A 22029-nucleotide genomic window follows, 5' to 3' on the forward strand; every position below is an offset into this window, starting at 1 on the left:
TCAAAGATTTCCGTTCACGCAGCGCCTTACCACCGCTGCACTCCTACCTGTAGAACGGCCTCACCTGGCTTCCTCGGTTTAGGTGAATTTGGGCGCCCTCCTCGGGCGCCTTTTTTTATGATGGAACGAGCGGCCATTCCGCCAGCGCTCGGTAGCGGCCCTTATGGGATTCGAGCAGGGAGAAGTGATCGGCCCGCAGATAGAACTCGGGCGGCGTCGCGGACTCTGGCACCGGCACTCGGTAATCACGCATCAGCGTCAGATGCGGCCGAAACTCCTTCGGTGAATCCTCAAACCCGAACGGCAGCATTGCCTGCTCAAGCGCATACACCAGCCGAAGCAACTCCGGTGATGCCTGTTCCGGCGCGAGCACCAACACCCCTGCCCTGCGCCAGACATCCAGACGATCAAGCGCCACCCTCAAAGGCACACCCGGCGTTCGAATATTGGCAGCGGCCGTGCAGATATCGGTAATCTGCGCCACCTCGACAGCGCCCAAAAACATCAACGTCAGATGAAAGTTTTCCACCGGCACGGGACGTCCGCTCCTGAGCTCAAGAGCGCTGCGCCATTGGGCAATGGCCCGACGTTGCTCGGGTGCGCAGTTCAGGGCAAAAAACAGTCGTTTTAACGGCTCATGGGATTCGTCGCTCATATCTGGCACCTCCTGACATCCAAGTTATAGTTCATGCAAACGATTCAACTGGAGGGGGCCATGCGAGAGATCATCAGCAAGGAACCATGGTGGGCCGTGCCACCGAAACCCGGTCAGGATGAGTCCGAGCTGGAATGGGGCTGGCTGGTTCATTACAACGAAGGTGAGCCGCGCTTCGAGTTCATCAAAGAGCGGCCGACGGACAGCGAAATTCGTAATCGCAAGAGTTGCAGGATCACCCCGACGCCGGAGTGATCCTGTCGTAGGTTTCAGGCTTTTACGATCATTTCGAACCCGCCAAAGATCAGCCTCTGGCCATCGAACGGCATCGGGTTGACGTCCTGCTGCATGCGCGGATCGGTCATGAGTTTTTCCATTCCTGCATCGCGAGTGGTCTTGTCTGGCCAGATGATCCAGGAAAACACCACGGTTTCGTCTTCCTTGAGTTTTACTGCCATCGGAAACGAGGTCACTTTGCCGTCAGGGACGTCGTCGCCCCAGCATTCGGCGACGCTGAGGGCGCCGCTTTCCTTGAAAATGACAGCGGCGGTTTCGGCGTGCTTCTTGAATTTTTCGCGGTTGGCGGTGGGTACGGCAGCGATAAAGCCATCAACGTAGGACATGGTCATTCTCCAGGGTTATGGGGCGATCTGCTGGTTAGTCGATTCCGCCGGCCCCCAATCGACAGATCCGCTGCCCGAACTGACCGACGGTACTTCGGCGCTGCCCGCCAGATTGCCCTCGATCTGCCCCGCCATGTACAACGTACCGGCCATCACGCCGGTGGTCGGGTTTTGCACCAGCTTCAGCCAGGCCTTGTCGAACGTGTTACCCAGACTGCTGCGAATCAGGGCCTCGCTGTCAGGCCGGTCATTGGCCTGGATAATCGCGCGAATCCCCGCCACACCTACAGAAATCAGGCCCCCGGCCAATTTGCCCGCTGCAGCGGCCACTGCACTGGCCGCACCTCGCGGGACCATTTCGGCTTCCATCCGTTGGCTGGCGCGCTTGGCCACCGGCGCCATGGCGGTGTCTGTCGAAGCCACCCCCTTGTCGCCGCCTGCCTTGTGGATTTTCTCGATCAGCGCCGCATAGGCCGGCAACGTATTCAGAGGCTGGGTGTGCATGACCTGATAAAGCGAGGCGTCCCTGGCGGGTGGCGGTCCCAGGGCGATGGCGGGGATTTTCTGGATTCGCCCATTGAGCTGAGCCATCGGTACACCGTGGCGCTGGGAGATTTTCTGCAGTTCTTCCTGAACAATGTCAACGTAGAACGCCGTTGCCAGGCCGAGAATCGCGTCGGGATCAATCTCCACCGCAACCGGCGCCAGCACACGCTCTTGGTATTGCTCCAGCAGATAGGCCGCCAGGCGCTTGGCCGAGGCATCCTGCTCGCCTTTGGCGCTGAGCGTGTACCAGCTGACCTTCATCGATAGCCATTCCTGGGTCCAGTAACTGCTGAACCAGGGGATGAAGTTCTCTTCGGTCAGTTGATAGACCCGCGTTCGCCAGTAATCCATGGCACCGCGCGCGTAGATTTTGGTCTGCTCGGTGGCCGATTGCGACGCCGCAACAATCTCTTGGTCCACCATCTGCCAAGTGCTTTGGGAAATAATCACAGGTACCACTTCCACCGGTGCACGCGCAGTCGTGACGCATCCCGCCAGCACCACTAACACGGCGACGATCAGCGAACGTAGGTTCAAGATCGCGGTTCTCTCGGTTTGAAATCAGATCAAGGGCTATATGCCTGAGTATAGGTGGCGGCCCACCCAGAGGCCGGAACAGTCAGCGATGACCCCACCATCACTTATGTCGATATTCATCATCGCCACGAATGCCTTCCGCGTAAAAACCGTCAGCGTAGGATCAGCCTTAACCCAACATAAACCCCGCATCGGAGGGGCGAATCATGATTATCCATCTCCTGACCTGCCTGGCCCTGACGGCCGTCACCCTGAGCGTTTTTTCCTGGTATGTCCTGTCGGAGGAGCGCACGTCATGATTCACTCCGTAACCCTGGCTGTAAGCTTTGCGGTGTTCGGCAATAACTACTATTCCCAGTCCTTCGTTTCGCGCAAAACGTTCGAACTGGTGTTCGACAAAAACTTCGAGGCGTTACTGATGCCGTCCGCCGCCAATCACTTCAACAATGAAGTGATTGGGCTAAATGATCAGTTCCGATTCTTGAGCGATGTGCTGGAGGAGCACCTGCTGGCGACTGAGCTCGCCGCTACCGCCCCCCGGAATCAATACTTCTGAGCAGCTGCCCCAGGCCCTCGGCAAAACAGGTCGGTGATTTCAAGGAAAAACGCTCAAGCAGGCGACTGTTGTCCGCTCGCGAATGTTTGATATCCCCGGAACGTGGCGCGTCGTAATTCAACGTCAGGGACCGTCCCAAAAGCTCGCTTAACGTCGCCGCCAATTCGTTAACGCTAGTGGATCGGTTAAACCCGACATTGACCGGTTCGATAATCGGCTCTGACTCACCGACCGCCTGTACCAGGACCTTTACGAGGTCATCGACGTATACAAAATCCCTTGTTTGCTCCCCATCACCGTAAACCGTGATGGGGAGTTTTTTTTGCGCCCTCTCGCTGAAAATGCTGATGACACCGGAATAAGGCGATGAAGGGTCCTGACGGGGTCCGTAAATATTGAAGAACCGCAGAATGACCGGTTCGAGACCATGTTGGCGTCGGTAGAAATCGAGGAAATGTTCGCTGGCCAGCTTGTCGGCGGCATACGGCGTCAGCGGATTCTTGGGCGTGTCCTCGGTAATCGCCATGCCCTCGCCATTGTTGCCATAGATCGCCGCACTGGACGCGTAAACCACCCGTCTAACGCCAGCCTCGCGCATGGCTTCGCAGATATTCAGCGTACCGATGAAGTTGCTTTGGTGAGTCGCGATCGGGTCATCGACCGACGCCTGCACCGAGGCCACCGCCGCCAGATGCACCACCGCGCTGCAGTCTTTCATCGCCCGCTCCACCGTCGGCGCGTCGGCGACATCCCCCACCACCAGGGTCAAATGGCAGCGATCAATCGGCAAGTTCGACAATTTTCCACTGGAAAGATCGTCCAGAACCCGAACGCTATAACCGCTTTCAAGCAGTGCTTCGACCAGGTGCGAACCGATAAAACCGGCACCGCCCGTCACAAGAATTCGATCAGCAGTCATGATTTATTTACTCCCCGGCGCAGTGGTGGGTGTTCGATCCATTGCAATGAAGTCGCCTAATTGCTCGATGAATTCACGGCTGTTACTGAGCATTTGTTGCCAGTCGGTCGGAAAACGAACATTCAACGGCAGTTGATCGATTCTCCAGCGCGGCGACAGGGGGCGATCAAACCGGGCGGCGACCTGCAAACCCATCTCGCTGGCAGCGAACGGCCCACGCAACACCGTCGGCGTGCGACCGGCGCTGTCGACGGCCTGAACAACATGGGCTGCCAACCACTCGCCATCGGGCATGCGAACGCGTAGCGGCTGGCCAATCGCGGCGTAGCTGATGTTCAGCGGTTCCAGATAAATCCACAGCAGGGGCTCTTCCAGCCGCTCAAGGCGCATCAACAACGTTCCGGCGCCGACGTTTTCGCCGGGCGTGACCAACACCTCCGCAATTCGACCGCTCTGGGTAGCTTTGACCGACAACGCGGCGAGTCGCGTTTTCAACCACTGTTGCTCGGCGGTCTGTTGAATAATTTCGCGCTCAACGCTCAGCGGCGACTGACGAGCCAGTTGTTCGCGGCGCTCGAACGCCAACAGGTCGGCTTTAAAAGCGTCGAGTTCGGACTGGGCGGCCAGCACTTCTCCACGAGAGACTGCGCCTGATACAACGAGGTCCTCAAGCACCTGCACGCGCTCCTCCGTCCTGCTCACTCGGGTTCTGAGCAACTGACGCTCCCTGGTGTCCAGTTTGGTGTTGTTGGTGGGCACCGTTTTCGTCGGCATCGCGGCGAGCTGCAATAGCCGCGCACGCCATTCGGGATTGTCGAGACTGACCAACGGCTGATCGATCTGGACCTGCTCCCCGGCCATCACGAACAGCTGATCGACCCGACCGGCATCCCGCGCGCGCACCTCAAGAATCGGCAGGCGCAATTGCGCCGGTGCGTCGATCATCAACATGCCGTAAGCCAGCTTCCCTCCCAGCCAAATCAAGGGACTCGCCACCAGGAACAGGATCAAATACCAACGCACGCGAAACGCCATGCGTTTGCCCGGTGCGTACAGCACAGTCAAACCCTGTTCCTGGGTGGGGTTCAGTTCTTTGCGACTATCGAATCGAATCTTCATGACGGCTCACCGTTTTGGAAAGTCTCGCCAGGCTTGCCAGTCAATGCCGGCAATTCCCCGTGGTTGCAGCTGTTCGCGCCAGACATTGGTCTGGTGCTGCAACTGCTCAGTCGACGCGCCGGCCCAGGATTCTGTGGAATCCAGTTGCGGCTCCGTGCTTTGCGCCAGGCGAAACTGCAGATCAGGCCAACGTTGGGCGATCTGCTCTGCCATTCGTGCGCTGTTTTTCGGGTTGCGGGTATAGATCATCAGGCTGACCTGACGCACGCCCGCCTCGGGAAGCGCGCACGGCAGACAGGTTTTTCCGGGTTTTGCCTCTGCAAACCAACGATGATGGCTGGAGATTTCTACCGGCCATGGGCTGGCTGCGGAGGCTGCGCGCAAGGTATCGAGCAAGTCCTTCAAGCGCTGATCCGGGACCGGCACGCCCAGTTGTTCGAGTTCCAGGTCCAAGTGCAGGCTGGTGAATGAAAGCCCCTTCAGCTTCGCCAGTAAATCGGTGAGCTGATGGCGTTCCTGCGGCTCGATCCAGGCCGGATCGCCGAGCAACAGACTGACTTGCACCCCCTTGCCGGCCGCGTCCTGCAGCAATTGTTCCAACCGTTGGCGCGTCTTGGCAAAGTCTTTCAACTGGGCGGACTTGAGGCCAAGGTAGATCTTGTCCATCCCGGCTTTACGCAGTTGGTCGAGCTCCGCCTTGCGCTGATCGGGATCGAGCAACGCTTCGCTGTCCCAGACATAACTGGCCTGGGACCATTGGCTCGACGGCGCCCCCACAGCTTGAGCCGAAAGGGGTTGTGCAGCCAGTATCGTCGGGGGCAACGACAGCGTCAGCAGCAGAAGTATCGATCGCATATCAAAACCTCGTGGCTCGTTTAAGCACCCACCACGGCGCCATCGAGCTTTCTTCGTGGCCCCGGCGAAAGATCTCGTTGAGCATCGCCACTGCGCTCCAGCACCGCAGGAGTAGCATGAACAGCGGGAAGAAAGGCACCAACAACCCCAGGGTCATGTCCTTTCCAGGTCGGTCGGACACCATCAACAACATGGCGCCGAACAACAGCGCGGTGATCGTCAGGTACAGCGCATAAATCAGTACAAACAGAAACAACAGCGTCTTGCCCGGCAGAACAAATAACGCCAGCAAGGTGTAGCTGAAGATGAGGAACGGCAGCACCAGCTGAAAAAAGAAGCCGCTGAGCAGGATCATCAGAAAGGTCGGCCAGCCCAACAAGCTGGGGTTGATGTTGTGGTTATGCTTTCTGATGTACAGAAAAAACAGGTCACCATCCCAGCGCAAGCGCTGCATCAGAAACTGACTGAGCGTCGACGGTGCATCGGTATGTCCAATCGCTTCCGGCTCGAAGGGAATCCTCAAGTCGTGTCGCTTGAAGTAACTTTTGATGCGCAACGTCAGGTCCAGATCCTCCGCGGTGTGCGTGTTCCAGCCACCGATTTTCACCAGAAAGCTGCGCCGGAATGCCCCGAAGGCGCCCGAGACGTTATTGACCAGGTTCCATTCGGACAGACCGATTTTCGACATGTGGATGGATAACAGGTATTCCAGCGCCTGCATTGCGGTCACCCAGGACGCCCAGACATTGCGTACTCGCAGGCTACCGGCGACCGCAGGTACCGACGGGTCCTCGAAATGGCGCACGATGGAGCTGACCATGTTGTTGTCAAAGGACGTATCTCCATCAAGCGCCATCACGATTTCACCGCTGGCTAGCGACAGGCCGGCGTTCAATGACGACACCCGCCCGCCCCTCTGCCATTTGGCGATCGGGCGCAAATGACGCCTGGGGTACAACTGCGGATCCACGTTAAAACTGCGTACGGCGCTGAGCGTCGGCTGGTTCACCGTGGCCCCGTCCACCACCGGAATCATCTCGATGTGGCCGGGGTACGTCTGCTCGCACAGGCTTAACAACGTGGTCTGAACGTCCATCCCTTCGCTGTAGCAGGTAATGATGCAAGAGACCTTGGGCCGATAGAGACTGATCTTCGGTACACGGGTGCGCCGACGTGTGAACCAGCGCAAAACACCCAGCATCACCATGATCATCAGGGGCAATTCAAAGATCAGAAACAAAGGGAAAAGCATGAAAAACACTCGGCTCAAACCATCCGGCCCCATGATCCCGCTGAGTGCGTTGAGGAGTTGCTCCAGGAAAGGACTCATGGCGGTCACGCCAACTCACTGGCTAGACGGGCCAGTAGTAGTTCGCCATCTTCCTGCTCGAGCAGATCCTGGGGCGCCGTGATGCTGACGACACGCAAGGAAATGTCGCTGACCTCCGGTGCTGAAAACAACTCGGCGACCCGGCTCAAGCGTTGTTTGACGGTTTCCAGGCCGTTGCCATCGGTATGGGGAAGCATGATCCAGAAGTACTCTTCTGTACTTCGAGAGCAGCGGTCTGTATCCCTGACGGTTTCCTTCAATCGTTCAGCCACACTATCGATGAAGGCATGGCCGTGGTGTTCACCCAGGCGAGTCAACGTACCGGTCAGGTTGACGAAGCGCAGACCGAGCAGTGAAAAGGCAGGCGACTGGTAGCGGCGTACGACCTGCATCTGCCAGGTCAGCAGGTCATAGAAATCCTTGCCGCCTAACAGATTGAGTCGACCGAAGTGATGGACCGTTTGATCGCTGAACTCCTGGCGGCAGCGGAAACGGCCGGCCTCGGCCAGGCGGAAATCTCTGACCTCGCGTACTCGCAACTTGTCGGGTGTGTGTGACAGGCCGCAATCCAAGCAGCGCGCCTGCACTTCGGCATCGACAAAAAACGCCTGACATGACCGACAGCGATAGTTCTCCATCGGGCGATCGTAATCACTGCCGATATGGCGCAACCGGTTCAAGCAGTTGGGGCACAACAACACCCCGTCTTTGAGAAAGGACTCCTGTGGCCCTACATGCCCACAGGTAAAACAGTGCAATGAAGGCTGCCGTGAGATGTCCAGGGCCTGGCATTCGGCACACACATCAATGTAATTGAGCCGGCCCGAGCCACACTCCGAACACAGGCGAACGCGATCGACCAGGACCCCCTCTTCCAACCAGTCCTGTTGCACCATCAAACTGAGCCAGACAAACGAGTTGACCTGCTCGTTATCAGCCAGGGCGTCCAGCAACGGATAGCGATAATGCTGAGGCACCTCAGGGTCTCGAAGGGCATAGATGTGGGCGTTGTCGCGCAACCACAGCCATGAAAGCACCCGACTTTCAAAACGCTCGGGGGCAGAACCCCGTTTGAACAACCTGTAGCGTTCTTGCCACACCCCCCAGAGGGTTCTTATTTCGCTGGATTCGACAGGGCACGCGCCATCACCCAAGGCTTCACACCAGCCGTTCTGATCACGGCAACAGTAAATGAGGCTGTAGCGATAAGGGTGAGTGGAGCGCAACTTTCGAAGCACCCGCCCGGAATAAACCGCTGGCAGGTCCAGCAGCACCACATCAAATGCGGGTGCAGCCAACAAGCTGCCCAGATCGACGAAGTGCTCAAGCTCCGGAAGATTCAAGCTTGGAACTCTATTACCCAGTATCGCAATCCGTGGAGTTGGAGTCGGCATGACGCATGGCCTCTGCAGACAGACAAGTACGGTTAATAGGAGTTAGAAACACTAGCACCGCATCAGAAAATCGTCAGTATTATTATGAAGTTATTTTATCGACATGTCGGCCGCCAATATTTTGCCATCAATGTTAATTGGATCCCGCCTTACTCGCCGTGTTATGGCTCGACCAACAACCTGATCATCACAAAAAATAATCATTTATATTTCATCAGTTTATACACAACAAGTAACTCAAGCGTTACAACCATACTCACTACTGGTTAATGGCCATCATTGATAGCGTCGCGCTATTTAATGGTATCAGCAGTTAATTCCCATTTGCGACAAAGTCTTTCAGCTACCGCACATACATCAATAAGTTCAAAGCATTTTTATACCAAAACATACTCACTTATAGAACCAGAATAATCATGCAACAGTTACATGAGTGAAACATCATAGTTTCAATAATGAACCATAGATCAAATCTGACAACTTTTTACTCAGAACAAACCTCTCGAAGACAACCCCGCAACCAGCGATGTACAGGATCGGCATCCATCCGCGGATGCCAGAGCATAGCGACGGTGAACGCCGGAACAGACAACGGCAGTGCAAAGCTGTGCATGCCGGCGCGCAGGTTGGCGGTGTGCCGTTCGGGAACGCTGGCGATCAGGTCGGTGGCCCGGGCGAGTGCCAGCGCTGTGGAGAAGCCTGCGACGATGGTTGCAATCTGTCGCTCCAGTTTCAGGGGCTCAAGCGCCTCATCAATAGGTCCCTTGTCGAGCCCACGCCGAGAGACGCTGATGTGGCTGCCTGCCGCATAACGCGCGGGGGTTATCTCGCCTTCGCTCAGCGGATGCCCCATTCGCACGACGCCAATAAAACGATCCCGAAACAAGCCCTGAGTACGCAACTCCGGGCCAGCGGCTGTCCCAACCACACCCGTTTCCAGATCGACCGTGCCGTCGCGCAGTGACGTGCTGTCTTTGTCGGGTTTGTGCATGAAGCGCAGCCGCACGCCAGGGGCTTGCTCGGCGATGCGGGCAATCAGGTCCGCGCCAAAATTCTCGGCAAAGCCTTCACTGGTGCGCAGCGTGAACGTGCGGTTCAGCTGGCTGAGGTCGGGTTGCTCGGCCGGCCGAAGGACCGCTTCTGTGTCCTGCACCAGTTGACTGACCCGCTCGCGCAATTCGAGCGCTCGCGGGGTGGGCACCAGACCCCGCCCGGCCCTGACCAACAGCGGATCGCCAGTGGTTTCACGCAATCGCGCCAGCGCCCGACTCATGGCCGACGGGCTCAGCCGCAAGCGTTTGGCGGCACGCGCCACGCTGCCTTCGGCGAGCAGCACATCAAGGGTGATCAGCAAGTTGAAATCGGGAGTGGACATGTAGCGCCCCGCGGCAGAGTGGTATGGCGTTGAACGCATGTATCAAGTGCAAACGGTGCGCCTTCCGCCATGTTAGGCCGGGGCGTAGCTTTCTGGTAGCTCCACTTCGGGAGTGGCCAGAAAAGAGGGACACAATGAAGTCAATCAGTGCAATCGTAGAGCGTGCGCAACAGGCACCGTCGGTTCGGTGGGCGCTGGCCAGTCTTTCACTGTCGATGCTGCTGTCCTCGCTCGGCACCAGCATCGCCAATGTGGGTTTGCCGACCCTGGCGCAGGTGTTCAACGCTTCCTTCCAGCACGTGCAGTGGATCGTCCTCGCCTACCTTCTGGCGATCACCACCCTGATTGTCAGCGTCGGTCGGCTCGGTGACATCACAGGCAGACGTCGGCTGCTCTTGGCCGGAATCGGCTTGTTCACGCTGGCGTCGGCCCTTTGCGGCTTTGCGCCCACGCTCTGGATGCTGATTGGCGCCCGGGCGCTGCAGGGAATCGGTGCGGCAATCATGATGGCGCTGACCATGGCCTTTGTTGGCGAAACGGTGACGAAGGCGAAAACCGGCAGCGCCATGGGCTTGCTCGGGACAATGTCGGCGATTGGCACCGCGATGGGGCCGTCGCTCGGTGGCCTGCTGATTGACGCGTTTGGCTGGCAAGCGATCTTCCTCATCACCGTACCGCTGGGCTTGCTGACGCTGGTGCTCGCGCATCGTTACTTGCCCGCCGATCGCCAGAAGCCCAAGACCGATCGCGCCGGCTTCGACCCGCTGGGCACACTGCTGCTGGCGTTGACGCTCGCCGCTTATGCGCTGGCCATGACCCTTGGGCGAGGCAGTTTCGGCCCGTTCAATATCGCCTTGCTGTTGGCGGCGGGCGTCGGCGGCGGCCTCTTTGTATTCACCGAGGCTCGAGTCACCTCACCGCTGATTCGATTGGCGATGTTCCGTGATCCCGTGCTCAGTGGCAGCCTCGCCATGAGCCTGCTCGTCGCGACAGTGATCATGGCGACGCTCGTGGTCGGGCCCTTCTACCTCGCGCATGGGCTGGGGCTTGATGCCGTTCTGGTTGGACTGGTTTTGTCGGTCGGGCCGTTTGTCGCGGCACTGACGGGTGTGCCCGCTGGCCGTATTGCCGACCGCTTTGGCGCCCAACGCATGACTCTCGCCGGGCTCGCGGCAATGGCGACTGGATGCCTCACGCTGTCGGTACTGCCTGAGACGTTCGGCATCGGCGGCTACCTCTTGCCCATGGTCGTGATAACCCTCGGCTATGCCCTGTTCCAGACAGCCAACAACACGGCGGTCATGGCGGATGTTCAGCCGGACCAACGGGGGGTCATCTCCGGCATGCTCAACCTGTCGCGCAATCTGGGGCTCATCACGGGGGCGTCCGCCCTGGGCGCGGTGTTCGCGCTCGCATCGGCCTCGGTCGACATTGCAACGGCGCGACCCGAAGCGGTTGCCAGCGGTCTGCGGATCACCTTCGCCGTGGCGCTGGTGTTGATTGCTGTCGCACTGGCCATCGCGCTGGGAAGCCGCGCGCTGGCAGTGCGTCGTAACCGCCGGTAAGCCGGTCGTTTACTTTTCCAGCACGACCAGTGGCGTGTCTTTCTTCACAATGTACGTCGCCAGTTCAGACGCTTTGTTCGCGCCGACGTTCTTCGCGACGTGCGCGGTGCCTGCGGGGATGTACAAGGAATCGCCAGCCTTGAGCGTTACAGGAGGCTGACCCTCGAGTTGATATTCAAACGTGCCTTCAATGACGTGGGCCACTTCCACCCCGGGATGGGAATGCTTGGGGGACACCACACCTGGCTCGAAATCTACGAGGACCTGGATCACCTCACGCCCGGAGACGTCGAGGTCCTTGCGCAGCAGATCGGTGCGGTGAAGGCCCGCCTGCCAGCTTTTTACCGCAGGCGCCTCTTCAGCTTGAGAGAGGCCCGCGAAGGCGGTAAGTGCCGCAGCCACGGCGACGCCGAGCACTCCAGCGGAAATACGGTGGTTGAAACGGGACATGGCATTTCTCCAATGGATGCGCGGAAAGTAGCGCGGAGGTTGCCGCGAATGCGGTGGCTCTATTCAGAGGCCGCCGTGTATCGCGCAAGTGTCGCCAAGGCCCTGGTTTTGTATGCGAAGGTAGCTGCAGGCGCGCGGGATACGTTCCGATACAAACGAATCCCGCGGACACGAAAAAGCCCGCACAAGGCGGGCTTTGTAAATCGAGTAGGTGGCCGGCGCTGGTCTCCGGCTTACAAGGTTTATCAGGCCTCCCACAGAACAGTTTTGTGCTGTCCTGCTTCACACGGCATAAGGGCTGGATCTCAGCGCGGAGATCTTTCTAACCGTGTACCCTTCGGAACGCGCCCCACGTTTCCTCGCCATCCGCTTGCGCATCAGTCTGCGTCTTCACCTACAACTTCAAGAATAGTACAAACTCCAAAGCGCAAGGCGGGCTTTTTAGAACGATTTTGTCCTGTCGCAGGCGTGGCAGGATGGAAAAATGCTATCGCCAGTCACCTGGGGTACACGCCGACAAAAATAGTCGTCGTGTACCCCGCTTTTCGGCTCACTGGGTCGTGCCAGCCGTTTACAGATCGGTGATTTCCTTATGACGTGGAACCAGCGCCTTCATCACGCTCCACGCCACCAGGTAGGCCACCGCACAGATGGCAAACATGATCATGTAGCCGGTATGGATATCGCCGATCAGTTTGTAATGGTCGATCACCCAACCGCCAGTCTTGGTCATCACTACCCCGCCCAAACCGCCGGCCAAACCACCAATGCCGACCACCGACGCGATGGATTTTTGCGGAAACATGTCGGACACGGTGGTGAAGATGTTGCACGACCACGCCTGATGCGCCGATGCGCCCACGCCGATCAGCAGCACCGGCACCCAGAAGCTGATGTAGCCGAATGGCTGCGCCAGCAGTACCAGCAGCGGGAAGAAAGCGATCACCAGCATGGCTTTCATACGACCGTCATACGGCGCATCGCCGCGCGACATGAAATAGCTCGGGAACCAGCCACCGCCGATGCTGCCCACCATGGTCATGCTGTACAGCACGGCCAGCGGCAACACGATGGCCTGGCCCTTCATGCCGTATTGCGCCGACAGATAGGTCGGAAGCCAGAACAGGAAGAACCACCACACGCCGTCGGTCATGAATTTGCCAAAGGCAAAGGCCCAGGTCTGGCGGTAGGTCAGCAACTTGAACCACGATACTTTTTTGGCAGCAGCACCCGAGTCTGTGCCGGTGAGTGCTTGCGCGCCCTGATCGCTGCGGATGTAGGCCAGTTCCTGCACCGACAGACGTTTTTGCTGCTCCGGTTTTTCGTACAGCGCAATCCATACCGCCACCCAAACGAAGCCCAACGCACCGATCACGATGAACGCCGCTTCCCAGCCCCAAAGGCCGGCAATCAGCGGCACGCTGATCGGTGCCAGAACCGCGCCCACATTGGCGCCGGAGTTGAAGATACCGGTAGCGAAGGAACGCTCCTTCTTCGGGAAATATTCGGCGGTGGCCTTGATCGCAATCGGGAAGTTACCCGCTTCGCCGATCGCCAGCACGGCGCGCGCCAGCATGAAGCCGGCGATCGAAACCGGGATGACGGCAATGCCCAAGGCGCTGCTGATGCCGGCAATACCCTCGCCCATCGGCTCCGCAAAGGCGTGCATGATTGCGCCGGTCGACCAGATGCCGATCGCTACCACATAGGCGGTCTTGGTGCCGATCTTGTCAACGAAGCGGCCGGCGAACAGCATGGAAATCGCGTACACAAACTGAAAGACAGAGGCGATGTTCGCGTAATCGGTGTTACTCCAGCCAAATTGCGTCGACAGATCCGGCGCCAACAGACTCAGTACCTGGCGGTCCAGGTAATTGACGGTGGTGGCAAAAAACAACAGCGCGCAAATCGTCCAGCGGTACTTGCCGACGGCCTGGCCGATTCGTTGCGGATTAATGGGCTCGTTCAGATTCATGGCATCACTTTATTGTTGGATTATGGTGATGATCTCTCGGTTTCAAGCGAGATCAATTGTGTCGTAGAGCATCGGCAAAACGCGATGAATCCGCGCCACAGCCCGGTTCAGCTCATTAGCGTGGGCACTGCTCGGACACTGGAATCATAAGAAGCGGCATTCAGAGAGGCGCGCGGGGGGGTTGAATTCATGATGGGGCCGACACTCTTTTTTATTTTTAGGGTTTAACAGTCGATGATCGTCTGTCGTCGTACAACCGTGTCTTTTATATCGAGTTCACTACCTGGCTGTCAATCTGAAAAAACAGCCGTTCGTCTCGACAAGGACCGCCCGTTAACAGTGTGATTTCGTACGCTAACTGCTGGTTGTGGGGCCGTTAGCCTTTTGACGTTTCGGGTGTTGAACGCAGGGTATGGGTGATTTGATGATTGAGCATTGTTGTACGACAACGCGATTCACACGCCATGACGAGAGACATCAATTGCGGTCATCTCGTCAGCGTGCTTTTCGGCTGGCAGATCGGCGAAGACGAATCAGGATTTCGCCGCCGGTTTGGTGCGAGCGGTCGCGCGTGCCGATGTGTTGAGCGCCACTGCGGCGAGAATGATCGCCTTCAAGGCATTATCATCAAGCGCATCTTCATCGTGGTTGTCGCCTTCTTCATGACGGTCTCCAAAGCCTGGCCTTACAGGGTTCTTTGACCGTTCCCGACGTCCCTTGCGATTTTGATTCCCCAGTCAAAAGCGTCTTCCATGTCCAGCAGATGCGGGGATGGTTTGTTGTCTTCCTCGATGACCGTGCCGTCCGGCCGGTAAACACCGATGAACATCTTCAGCGAGCCGTCCCTCAATATCTCGGCTTTGACCTCGATCTTGCATCCGTTCGACAGCGTTTCCTTGTGGTGCATATGGCGTTCAGTCATGGCTGCATTCCTCTCGTCGTTGAAGGCCGAGTAGCGCGTTTACCCATTGGCCATGTTAGCTCAGTGCGGCCCACCAAAAGGCCTGCCAGGACAGCGGCGTAATGCCACCTATACTAGAAGCCACCGCCCCCACGGGGTCTGCACGCCCAACAATAAAAAGCAGAGGTGGAACATGGTCTGGCAGCAAATCTACGATCCGTTCGGCAACCCGATACTTTCAACCATCATGGCCGCAGTGCCGGTCGTGGTGATGCTGGCAGCCCTGGCTTTTTTCCATATCAAGGCGCATCTGGCCGCATTGATGGCCCTGGCCTCGGCGTTGGTGATCGCGATTTTCGCCTTCGGCATGCCGGCGAACATGGCCGGCTCGGCCGCACTGTACGGCGCCGCCAACGGCTTGCTGCCCATTGGCTGGATTGTGCTCAACATCATCTTCCTGCATCGGCTGACCACCGAGAACGGCTCGTTCAAAGTGCTGCAGGATTCCCTGGCGCGCATCACTGATGATCGACGCCTGCAACTGCTGCTGATTGCCTTCTGCTTCGGTGCGTTCTTCGAAGGGGCCGCCGGTTTCGGCACGCCGGTGGCTGTGACCGGGGCGATTCTGATCGGGTTGGGCTTCTCACCACTGGCCGCTTCTGGCCTGGCGTTGATCGCCAACACCGCGCCCGTGGCGTTCGGTGCGCTGGGCACGCCGATCATCACCCTGGCCAAGGTGACCGGGCTGGATGAAATGGAGCTGTCGATGATGGTCGGCCGGCAATTGCCGTTCTTCTCGGTGATCGTGCCGTTCTGGTTGATCTGGGCCTTCGCCGGCTGGCGCAAAATGCTGGAAATCTGGCCGCCGATTCTGGTGGCCGGCGTCACTTTCGCCGTGCCGCAGTTCATCGTTTCCAACTACCACGGGCCGATGCTGGTGGACGTTATTGCCGCACTGATTTCCATGGCCTGCCTGACCGGTTTCCTCAGGGTCTGGAAACCGGCCACGGTGCATACCTCCGCCGCGCTGTCCGGGCGCGTCGACAACTCCAAAATAGCCGAAGAGCATGACGAAAAACCCGTCGCCAGCGCGGCCTTTGCCAGCGATGCCAAGCCTGCGGTGATGCGCGCGTGGATGCCGTGGATCATCCTTACCGTATTCGTGTTCGCCTGGGGCACCCAAGGCTTCAAAAACATGTTCGATACCCGTCCGGCAATTGATCCGGCCACCCATTCGGCCAAGCTCGACCCTCAAGGCAAACCGATGCGCGAAGCGAACCCGATCTTCGCTCCAATCGTGACGTTCACCACGATCCACCAGCAGATCGAGAAGGTCCCGCCCGTGGTGCCCGCGCCTAAAACCGAGGACGCGGTCTACAAGTTCACCTGGTTCACCAGCACCGGTAGCGGCATCCTGCTGTCGGCGATCCTCGGCGGGTTGCTGATGGGTTATTCCATCCCACAACTGATCCACCAATACCTACGAACGCTGTGGGTGGTGCGCTATTCACTGATCACCATTACCGCCATGCTTGCCCTCGGTTTCCTCACCCGCTACTCGGGCCTGGACGCGACCATGGGCCTGGCCTTCGCCGCGACGGGCATCTTCTACCCCATGTTCGGCACCCTGCTCGGCTGGCTCGGCGTGGCGTTGACCGGCTCGGATACGGCGTCAAACGTGCTGTTCGGCGGCTTGCAACGAGTGACCGCCGAGCAATTAGGCCTCAGCCCGGTGTTGATGGCGGCCGCCAACAGTTCCGGCGGGGTCATGGGCAAGATGGTCGACGCGCAGTCGATCGTGGTGGCCTCCACCGCCACCCGCTGGTACGGGCATGAAGGGGAAATCCTGCGTTATGTATTTTTCCACTCGATCATCCTGGCGATTCTGGTCGGTGGTTTGGTGACGTTGCAGGCGTATGTGGCGCCGTTCAGTCATATGGTGGTTGGTGGGCATTGATTGACATAGCCCGGGCTCACCGCCCGGGCATTACGCCCACCCCTCAAGTCGCAGCGTGGCCCGAACCAGACGTTGTTCCTCGCTTTCGATTTCCTTGAGGTTCTCGCAGATGCTCTGGATGTGCGCGATGGCCGCCTTGCGCGCCTGTTCCGGCATACGGCCAGTGACGGCGTTGTAGAGCCGCGCATGTTGACGGTCGATCTGACGCTTTTGCGGTTCGCGGTGATAAAGGTTGTTGACCGAGGCAAACACCGTGTTCAGCAGTAAGTCCGTCAGCGAGCGCAAGGTCTGCACCAGCACCGGGTTGTGCGAGGCCTCGCAAATCGCCAGGTGAAACGCATGATCGAGCCGAGCGTGTTCGGACGCCTCCAGCGAACGGCTACGGGCATTGAGCAACGCCTCGTAGCTGCGGGTGATGAGAACGAAGTCGGCGTCGGTTCCGCGCAGCGCCGCCAGACGTGCCGACTCGCCCTCAAGCAGGCTACGGACTTCGAACAGATCGTAGAGCGTGCGTGGCTGAGAGCTGAATAAGTGCATCAGCGGTGACGCGGCACCGTTCCCCGAAAGATCGGCTACAAATGAACCTTTGCCCTGCTCTGTCTTGATAATCCCGCGAGCGCGCAACAGCTTCAGGCCTTCGCGAAGTGCCGTACGGGAAACACCCAGCTTTTCGGTCAGACGACGCTCCGACGGCAACAGCTGACCGGTCTTGAGCACCCCGTCCACGATCAGCCGTTCTATGCGTTCACAGACCACATCTGCGACTTGTGGATTACGGCTCGTTTCTGCCCTTTCCATTGACTCTCCGACTGGTATGACCAGTCTCACTAACAAAACCACAAATGTTCAAACACACACATAAGCCAATGTTTTATAAACATTTTTTTACGTAAATAAAAAACCGTCGAATACAGAACTGGTTCGACCAGCCAAACAACACATGGACAGTAGAACGCCTCAGGCCAATGATGCAAGTCAGTGGTAAACGGACACAGACCTCCTATAAAAACAACTGAGGGTCGTCAACCGACTATGAACATTCTTTACGATGAACGCGTCGACGGCGTCCTGCCTGATGTCGACAGGGCTGCCTTGCTGCAGGCCCTGCACACGCAGTGGCCGGATCTGGAAGTCCTGCATCAACAGGAAGAGCTCAAACCGTACGAATGCGACGGACTGTCTGCTTACCGCACCACGCCCATGCTGGTGGTGCTGCCGCGCCACATCGACGAGGTACAAGGCGTGCTTCGGCTCTGCCATGAGCGGCAGGTCGCGGTGGTTGCTCGCGGTGCCGGCACGGGTTTGTCCGGCGGTGCCTTACCGTTGGAAAAAGGTGTGCTGCTGGTAATGGCGCGCTTCAACTCTATTCTGCACATCGACCCCGCCGCCCGCACGGCTCGGGTTCAGCCGGGGGTGCGCAATCTGGCAATTTCCCAGGCAGCCGCGCCGTTTGGTTTGTACTACGCGCCGGATCCTTCCTCGCAGATCGCTTGTTCAATCGGCGGCAATGTGGCGGAAAACGCCGGTGGCGTGCATTGCCTGAAGTACGGGCTGACCGTGCACAACCTGCTCAAGGTCGACATCCTCACCGTCGACGGCGAACATCTGAGCCTGGGTTCGCAGGCGCTCGACTCTCCGGGCTTCGACCTGTTGGCGTTGTTCACCGGTTCCGAAGGCATGCTCGGTGTCATCACCGAGGTCACGGTCAAACTGTTGCCCAAACCCCAGACCGCCAAAGTGCTGCTGGCGGCGTTCGATTCCGTCGAAAAGGCGGGCCGCGCGGTGGGTGACATTATTGCCGCCGGCATCATCCCGGGCGGTCTGGAGATGATGGACAACCTGGCCATTCGCGCCGCCGAAGACTTCATCCACGCTGGTTATCCGGTCGACGCCGAAGCCATTCTGCTGTGCGAGCTCGATGGCGTTGAAGCCGACGTTCACGATGACTGCGACCGCGTGCGCCAGGTGCTGGAACAGGCCGGCGCCACCGAAGTGCGCCAGGCCCGCGATGAAGCCGAACGCGTACGTTTTTGGGCCGGGCGCAAGAATGCCTTTCCGGCGGTGGGCCGTCTCTCACCGGATTATTACTGCATGGACGGGACGATCCCTCGCCGCGAGTTGCCCGGCGTGCTGCACGCGATTGCCGCGTTATCGGCCGAATACGACCTGCGGGTGGCCAACGTTTTTCACGCCGGTGACGGCAACATGCACCCACTGATTCTGTTCGATGCCAACCAACCGGGCGAACTCGATCGCGCTGAAGCCCTGGGCGGCAAGATCCTCGAATTGTGCGTGAAGGTCGGCGGCAGCATTACCGGTGAACACGGCGTGGGCCGGGAGAAAATCAATCAGATGTGTGCGCAGTTCAATAGCGATGAGCTGACCGTGTTCCATGCCGTCAAAGCCGCCTTCGATCCGAGTGGTTTGCTCAACCCCGGCAAGAACATTCCGACGCTGCGCCGCTGCGCCGAGTTCGGTGCCATGCACGTTCACATGGGTCAGCTGCCCTTCCCTGAACTGGAGCGTTTCTGATGCGCAGCGAACACGATTTCGACGACAGCGCCTCGCTGCTGGAACAGGTCAACCAGGCGCTGCAAAACGCCACGCCGTTGCGCATTCAAGGCTCCAACAGCAAGGCGTTTCTGGGGCGCATCGTGGCGGGCGAAGTACTCGACACGCGCACCCACCGAGGCATCGTCAGCTACGACCCGACTGAACTGGTGATCACCGCCCGCTGCGGCACCCCGTTGGCAGAACTGGCTGAAGTGCTGGATGCAGCGCAGCAGATGTTGCCCTGCGAACCGCCCTCCTTCGGCGATGGCGCCACCGTCGGCGGCATGATCGCCAGCGGGTTGTCGGGACCACGGCGCCCCTGGTCAGGATCCGTCAGGGACTTCGTCCTCGGGACACGGGTCATCACCGGTCATGGCAAGCATTTACGCTTCGGTGGCGAAGTCATGAAAAACGTCGCCGGCTACGACCTGTCGCGCTTGATGGCCGGCAGTTATGGCTCGTTGGGTGTGGTCACCGAAGTCTCGCTCAAGGTCCTGCCCAAGCCGCGTCAATCGTTAAGCATCAGCCTGGACATGGACAGCGATCGCGCCTTGCTGCGCCTCGCCGAATGGGGGCAACAGCCGCTGCCGATCAGCGCCGCGTGCCACGACGGGCAGCGCCTGCACCTGCGGCTTGAGGGGGGCGAAGGCTCGGTGGCGGCGGCTCATGACCGACTGGGCGGCGAGTTGCTCGACGCCTCGTACTGGGATGATCTCAACGAACATCGATTGAGTTTCTTCGATGAGGACCAGGCACTCTGGCGCCTGTCCGTCCCTCACAACACGCCTCGGCTTTCCCTGCCTGGCCGTCAGCTGCTCGATTGGGGTGGTGCGCAGCGCTGGCTCAAATCTGACGCAGAGGCAGCGTTCATTCGCTCTATCGTGGAAGAAGTCGGCGGGCATGTGACCTGCTACAGCCATGGCCTGATCGACAGCCCGTTCCAACCGTTGCCTGACGCATTGATGCGCTACCACCGGAACTTGAAGCAACAACTCGATCCCCGGGGCATCTTCAACCCCGGGCGCCTGTACGCGGAGCTTTGACCCATGCAGACCACCTTGAGCGAACAGGCCCGCCAACTGCCCCGCGCCGAAGAAGCCGAAAGCATCCTGCGTACGTGCGTGCACTGCGGTTTCTGCAATGCCACCTGCCCGACCTATCAATTGCTGGGCGATGAACTGGATGGACCACGGGGCCGCATCTACCTGATCAAGCAGGTTCTGGAGGGCAACGAAGTCACGCAAAAGACCCAACAACACCTGGATCGCTGCCTGTCGTGCCGTAACTGCGAAACCACCTGCCCTTCCGGCGTCGACTACCACAACCTGCTGGACATTGGCCGGGCGGTGGTCGATGCGGCAGTGCCGCGCCCGCTCGGTCAGCGCTTGTTGCGCGAGGGATTGCGCAGCGTCGTACCCAATCCGGCGCTGTTCAAAGGGCTGGTCAGCAGCGGCCAAGTGTTCCGGGCGCTGTTGCCCAACACCTTGCAGATCAAGTTGCCTCGCCGCGTTTATCCGGCCAAGCCGCGCCCGGTCACTCGCCACGCCCGGCAGGTGCTGATGCTCGAAGGCTGCGTGCAACAGAGCCTGTCGCCCAATACCAACGCAGCAGCCGCGCGGGTACTGGATCGACTGGGGATCAGCGTGACGGCAGCTCGCGAAGCCGGTTGCTGCGGCGCCGTGGATTATCACCTCGACGCTCAGGCGGCTGGCCTGGATCGCGCCCGCCGCAATATCGATGCGTGGTGGCCGAGCATTGAAAACGGCGCCGAAGCCATCGTGCAAACCGCCAGCGGTTGCGGTGCTTTCATCAAAGATTATGGTCACCTGCTCAGCACCGATCCGGCCTATGCCGAGAAGGCGAAAAAGGTCAGTGCGCTCGCCAAGGATCTGGTCGAAGTGCTGCGCGACGAGCCGCTGGAAAAGCTCGGTATCCACAGCGACCAGCGCCTGGCGTTCCATTGCCCCTGCACCTTGCAGCACGCGCAGAAACTGGGCGGTGCGGTTGAAGCAATTCTGACCTGTCTGGGCTTTAACCTCACGCCTGTCGCCGACAGCCACCTGTGCTGCGGCTCGGCGGGCACCTATTCGCTGACCCAACCCGAACTGTCCCGGCAACTGCGCGACAACAAGCTCAATGCGCTGGAAAGCGGACATCCCGAAGTCATTGTCACGGCCAATATCGGCTGTCAGTCCCACCTCGACGGTGCGGGCCGAACCCCTGTCAGGCACTGGATCGAACTGGTCGAAGCCGCCTTGCCCCAACCGAGTACTGGAGAATCCCCATGAAAAGCAAAGCCGTACTGAGCCAGACCGAAGTCAGCCAAATCCTCGCGGCGGCACGCGCCGAAGCGCAGAACAACCAATGGGCCGTGACCATCGTGATTGTCGATGACGGCGGCCATCCTCTGGCCCTCGAGCGCCTAGATGGTTGTGCTCCGATTGGCGCCTACATCGCCACCGAAAAGGCCCGCACCTCGGCCCTCGGTCGGCGCGAATCCAAAGGTTATGAAGAGATGGTCAATGGCGGGCGCCACGCCTTTTTGTCCGCGCCATTGCTGACGTCTCTTGAGGGCGGCGTGCCGATCATCGTCGACGGCCAGGTGATCGGCGCGGTCGGGGTGTCCGGCGTCAAAGCCGAGCAGGATGCGCAGGTGGCCAAGGCCGGGGCGCAATGCCTGAACTGAGCCATACGCCCGATAAAACTGTGTGATGGAGAT

22 protein-coding genes are annotated in these 22029 nt (G+C 59.1%); 9 read left to right on the plus strand and 13 right to left on the minus strand.

The window, feature by feature from the left end:
* Positions 1-115: 115 nt before the first annotated feature.
* Positions 116-655 carry an RNA 2',3'-cyclic phosphodiesterase gene (gene thpR / locus MO767_RS10435; protein WP_282480400.1) on the minus strand — a complete coding sequence of 180 codons (540 nt, stop codon included), beginning with the start codon at positions 653-655 and terminating at the stop codon, positions 116-118.
* Between the two features lie 60 nt (positions 656-715).
* On the opposite strand from thpR, the gene MO767_RS10440 reads away from it, so the two are divergent.
* Complete coding sequence (locus MO767_RS10440) at positions 716-910, plus strand: hypothetical protein (RefSeq protein WP_033056474.1); 195 nt, start codon at positions 716-718, stop codon at positions 908-910.
* 14 nt (positions 911-924) lie between these two features.
* Here MO767_RS10440 and MO767_RS10445 read toward each other — a convergent pair whose 3' ends face one another.
* Positions 925-1278, minus strand: coding sequence for a DUF1428 domain-containing protein (locus MO767_RS10445; protein ID WP_282480401.1), 354 nt, complete (start codon positions 1276-1278; stop codon positions 925-927).
* A gap of 15 nt (positions 1279-1293) precedes the next feature.
* On the minus strand, positions 1294-2361 hold the full coding sequence (locus MO767_RS10450; protein ID WP_282480402.1) for a hypothetical protein: 1068 nt from the start codon (positions 2359-2361) through the stop codon (positions 1294-1296).
* Positions 2362-2656: 295 nt separating this feature from the next.
* On the opposite strand from MO767_RS10450, the gene MO767_RS10455 reads away from it, so the two are divergent.
* The gene (locus MO767_RS10455; protein ID WP_046049286.1) at positions 2657-2917 is read left to right on the plus strand and encodes a hypothetical protein; all 261 of its coding nucleotides are present in this window, start codon (positions 2657-2659) and stop codon (positions 2915-2917) included.
* Here MO767_RS10455 and MO767_RS10460 read toward each other — a convergent pair.
* The 6 genes from MO767_RS10460 to MO767_RS10485 all read right to left on the minus strand — a co-directional run bounded on the left by MO767_RS10460 (position 2889) and on the right by MO767_RS10485 (position 9909).
* Positions 2889-3836 (minus strand): NAD-dependent epimerase/dehydratase family protein, encoded by a 948-nt coding sequence (locus tag MO767_RS10460; RefSeq protein WP_129444970.1) that lies wholly within the window; start codon positions 3834-3836, stop codon positions 2889-2891. The genes MO767_RS10455 and MO767_RS10460 overlap by 29 nt on opposite strands.
* A 3-nt stretch (positions 3837-3839) precedes the next feature.
* Positions 3840-4955: an efflux RND transporter periplasmic adaptor subunit gene (locus tag MO767_RS10465; RefSeq protein ID WP_282480403.1), complete on the minus strand. Its 1116-nt coding sequence runs from the start codon at positions 4953-4955 to the stop codon at positions 3840-3842.
* Between the two features lie 6 nt (positions 4956-4961).
* On the minus strand, positions 4962-5810 hold the full coding sequence (locus tag MO767_RS10470) for a hypothetical protein (RefSeq protein ID WP_282480404.1): 849 nt from the start codon (positions 5808-5810) through the stop codon (positions 4962-4964).
* Between the two features lies 1 nt (position 5811).
* Positions 5812-7140, minus strand: a complete 1329-nt coding sequence (locus MO767_RS10475; protein WP_282480405.1) for a glycosyltransferase — start codon at positions 7138-7140, stop codon at positions 5812-5814.
* 5 nt (positions 7141-7145) lie between these two features.
* Positions 7146-8534, minus strand: a complete 1389-nt coding sequence (locus tag MO767_RS10480; protein ID WP_282480406.1) for a diguanylate cyclase — start codon at positions 8532-8534, stop codon at positions 7146-7148.
* Between the two features lie 484 nt (positions 8535-9018).
* Positions 9019-9909, minus strand: a complete 891-nt coding sequence (locus MO767_RS10485) for a LysR family transcriptional regulator (protein WP_282480407.1) — start codon at positions 9907-9909, stop codon at positions 9019-9021.
* A 134-nt stretch (positions 9910-10043) separates the two neighbouring features.
* On the opposite strand from MO767_RS10485, the gene MO767_RS10490 reads away from it, so the two are divergent.
* The gene (locus MO767_RS10490) at positions 10044-11474 is read left to right on the plus strand and encodes an MFS transporter (RefSeq protein WP_282480408.1); all 1431 of its coding nucleotides are present in this window, start codon (positions 10044-10046) and stop codon (positions 11472-11474) included.
* A 9-nt stretch (positions 11475-11483) separates the two neighbouring features.
* Here the strand turns inward: MO767_RS10490 and MO767_RS10495 are convergent, their stop codons facing one another.
* Positions 11484-11924, minus strand: coding sequence for a cupin domain-containing protein (locus tag MO767_RS10495; RefSeq protein ID WP_282480409.1), 441 nt, complete (start codon positions 11922-11924; stop codon positions 11484-11486).
* 571 nt (positions 11925-12495) lie between these two features.
* The gene (locus MO767_RS10500; RefSeq protein WP_282480410.1) at positions 12496-13899 is read right to left on the minus strand and encodes an MFS transporter; all 1404 of its coding nucleotides are present in this window, start codon (positions 13897-13899) and stop codon (positions 12496-12498) included.
* A gap of 464 nt (positions 13900-14363) precedes the next feature.
* Between MO767_RS10500 and MO767_RS10505 the strand changes: the two genes are divergently transcribed.
* Positions 14364-14600, plus strand: a complete 237-nt coding sequence (locus MO767_RS10505) for a hypothetical protein (protein WP_282480411.1) — start codon at positions 14364-14366, stop codon at positions 14598-14600.
* Here the strand turns inward: MO767_RS10505 and MO767_RS10510 are convergent.
* Positions 14585-14821 (minus strand): hypothetical protein, encoded by a 237-nt coding sequence (locus tag MO767_RS10510; RefSeq protein WP_282480412.1) that lies wholly within the window; start codon positions 14819-14821, stop codon positions 14585-14587. The two genes, MO767_RS10505 and MO767_RS10510, sit on opposite strands and share 16 nt — an antisense overlap.
* Positions 14822-14993: 172 nt before the next feature.
* Between MO767_RS10510 and MO767_RS10515 the strand changes: the two genes are divergently transcribed.
* Positions 14994-16757: an L-lactate permease gene (locus MO767_RS10515; RefSeq protein WP_282480413.1), complete on the plus strand. Its 1764-nt coding sequence runs from the start codon at positions 14994-14996 to the stop codon at positions 16755-16757.
* A 30-nt stretch (positions 16758-16787) separates the two neighbouring features.
* On the opposite strand, the gene glcC is transcribed toward MO767_RS10515, so the two are convergent.
* Entirely contained in the window at positions 16788-17555 is a 768-nt protein-coding gene (gene glcC, locus MO767_RS10520) for a transcriptional regulator GlcC (protein WP_282480414.1), read from the minus strand.
* 234 nt (positions 17556-17789) lie between these two features.
* Here glcC and glcD point away from each other — a divergent pair, with 234 nt between their 5' ends.
* The 4 genes from glcD to MO767_RS10540 are packed head-to-tail and all read left to right on the plus strand — an operon-like array spanning position 17790 to position 21996.
* Positions 17790-19289, plus strand: coding sequence for a glycolate oxidase subunit GlcD (gene glcD, locus MO767_RS10525; protein ID WP_282480415.1), 1500 nt, complete (start codon positions 17790-17792; stop codon positions 19287-19289).
* The gene (gene glcE, locus MO767_RS10530; protein WP_282480416.1) at positions 19289-20353 is read left to right on the plus strand and encodes a glycolate oxidase subunit GlcE; all 1065 of its coding nucleotides are present in this window, start codon (positions 19289-19291) and stop codon (positions 20351-20353) included. The genes glcD and glcE overlap by 1 nt, the downstream gene beginning before the upstream one ends.
* Positions 20354-20356: 3 nt before the next feature.
* On the plus strand, positions 20357-21598 hold the full coding sequence (gene glcF, locus MO767_RS10535; RefSeq protein WP_282480417.1) for a glycolate oxidase subunit GlcF: 1242 nt from the start codon (positions 20357-20359) through the stop codon (positions 21596-21598).
* Positions 21595-21996: a heme-binding protein gene (locus MO767_RS10540; RefSeq protein ID WP_282480418.1), complete on the plus strand. Its 402-nt coding sequence runs from the start codon at positions 21595-21597 to the stop codon at positions 21994-21996. Before glcF ends, MO767_RS10540 begins: the two co-directional genes overlap by 4 nt.
* The last annotated feature ends 33 nt before the right edge of the window (positions 21997-22029 follow it).

The organism is Pseudomonas sp. UYIF39, from assembly GCF_029963765.1.
Classification (GTDB): domain Bacteria; phylum Pseudomonadota; class Gammaproteobacteria; order Pseudomonadales; family Pseudomonadaceae; genus Aquipseudomonas.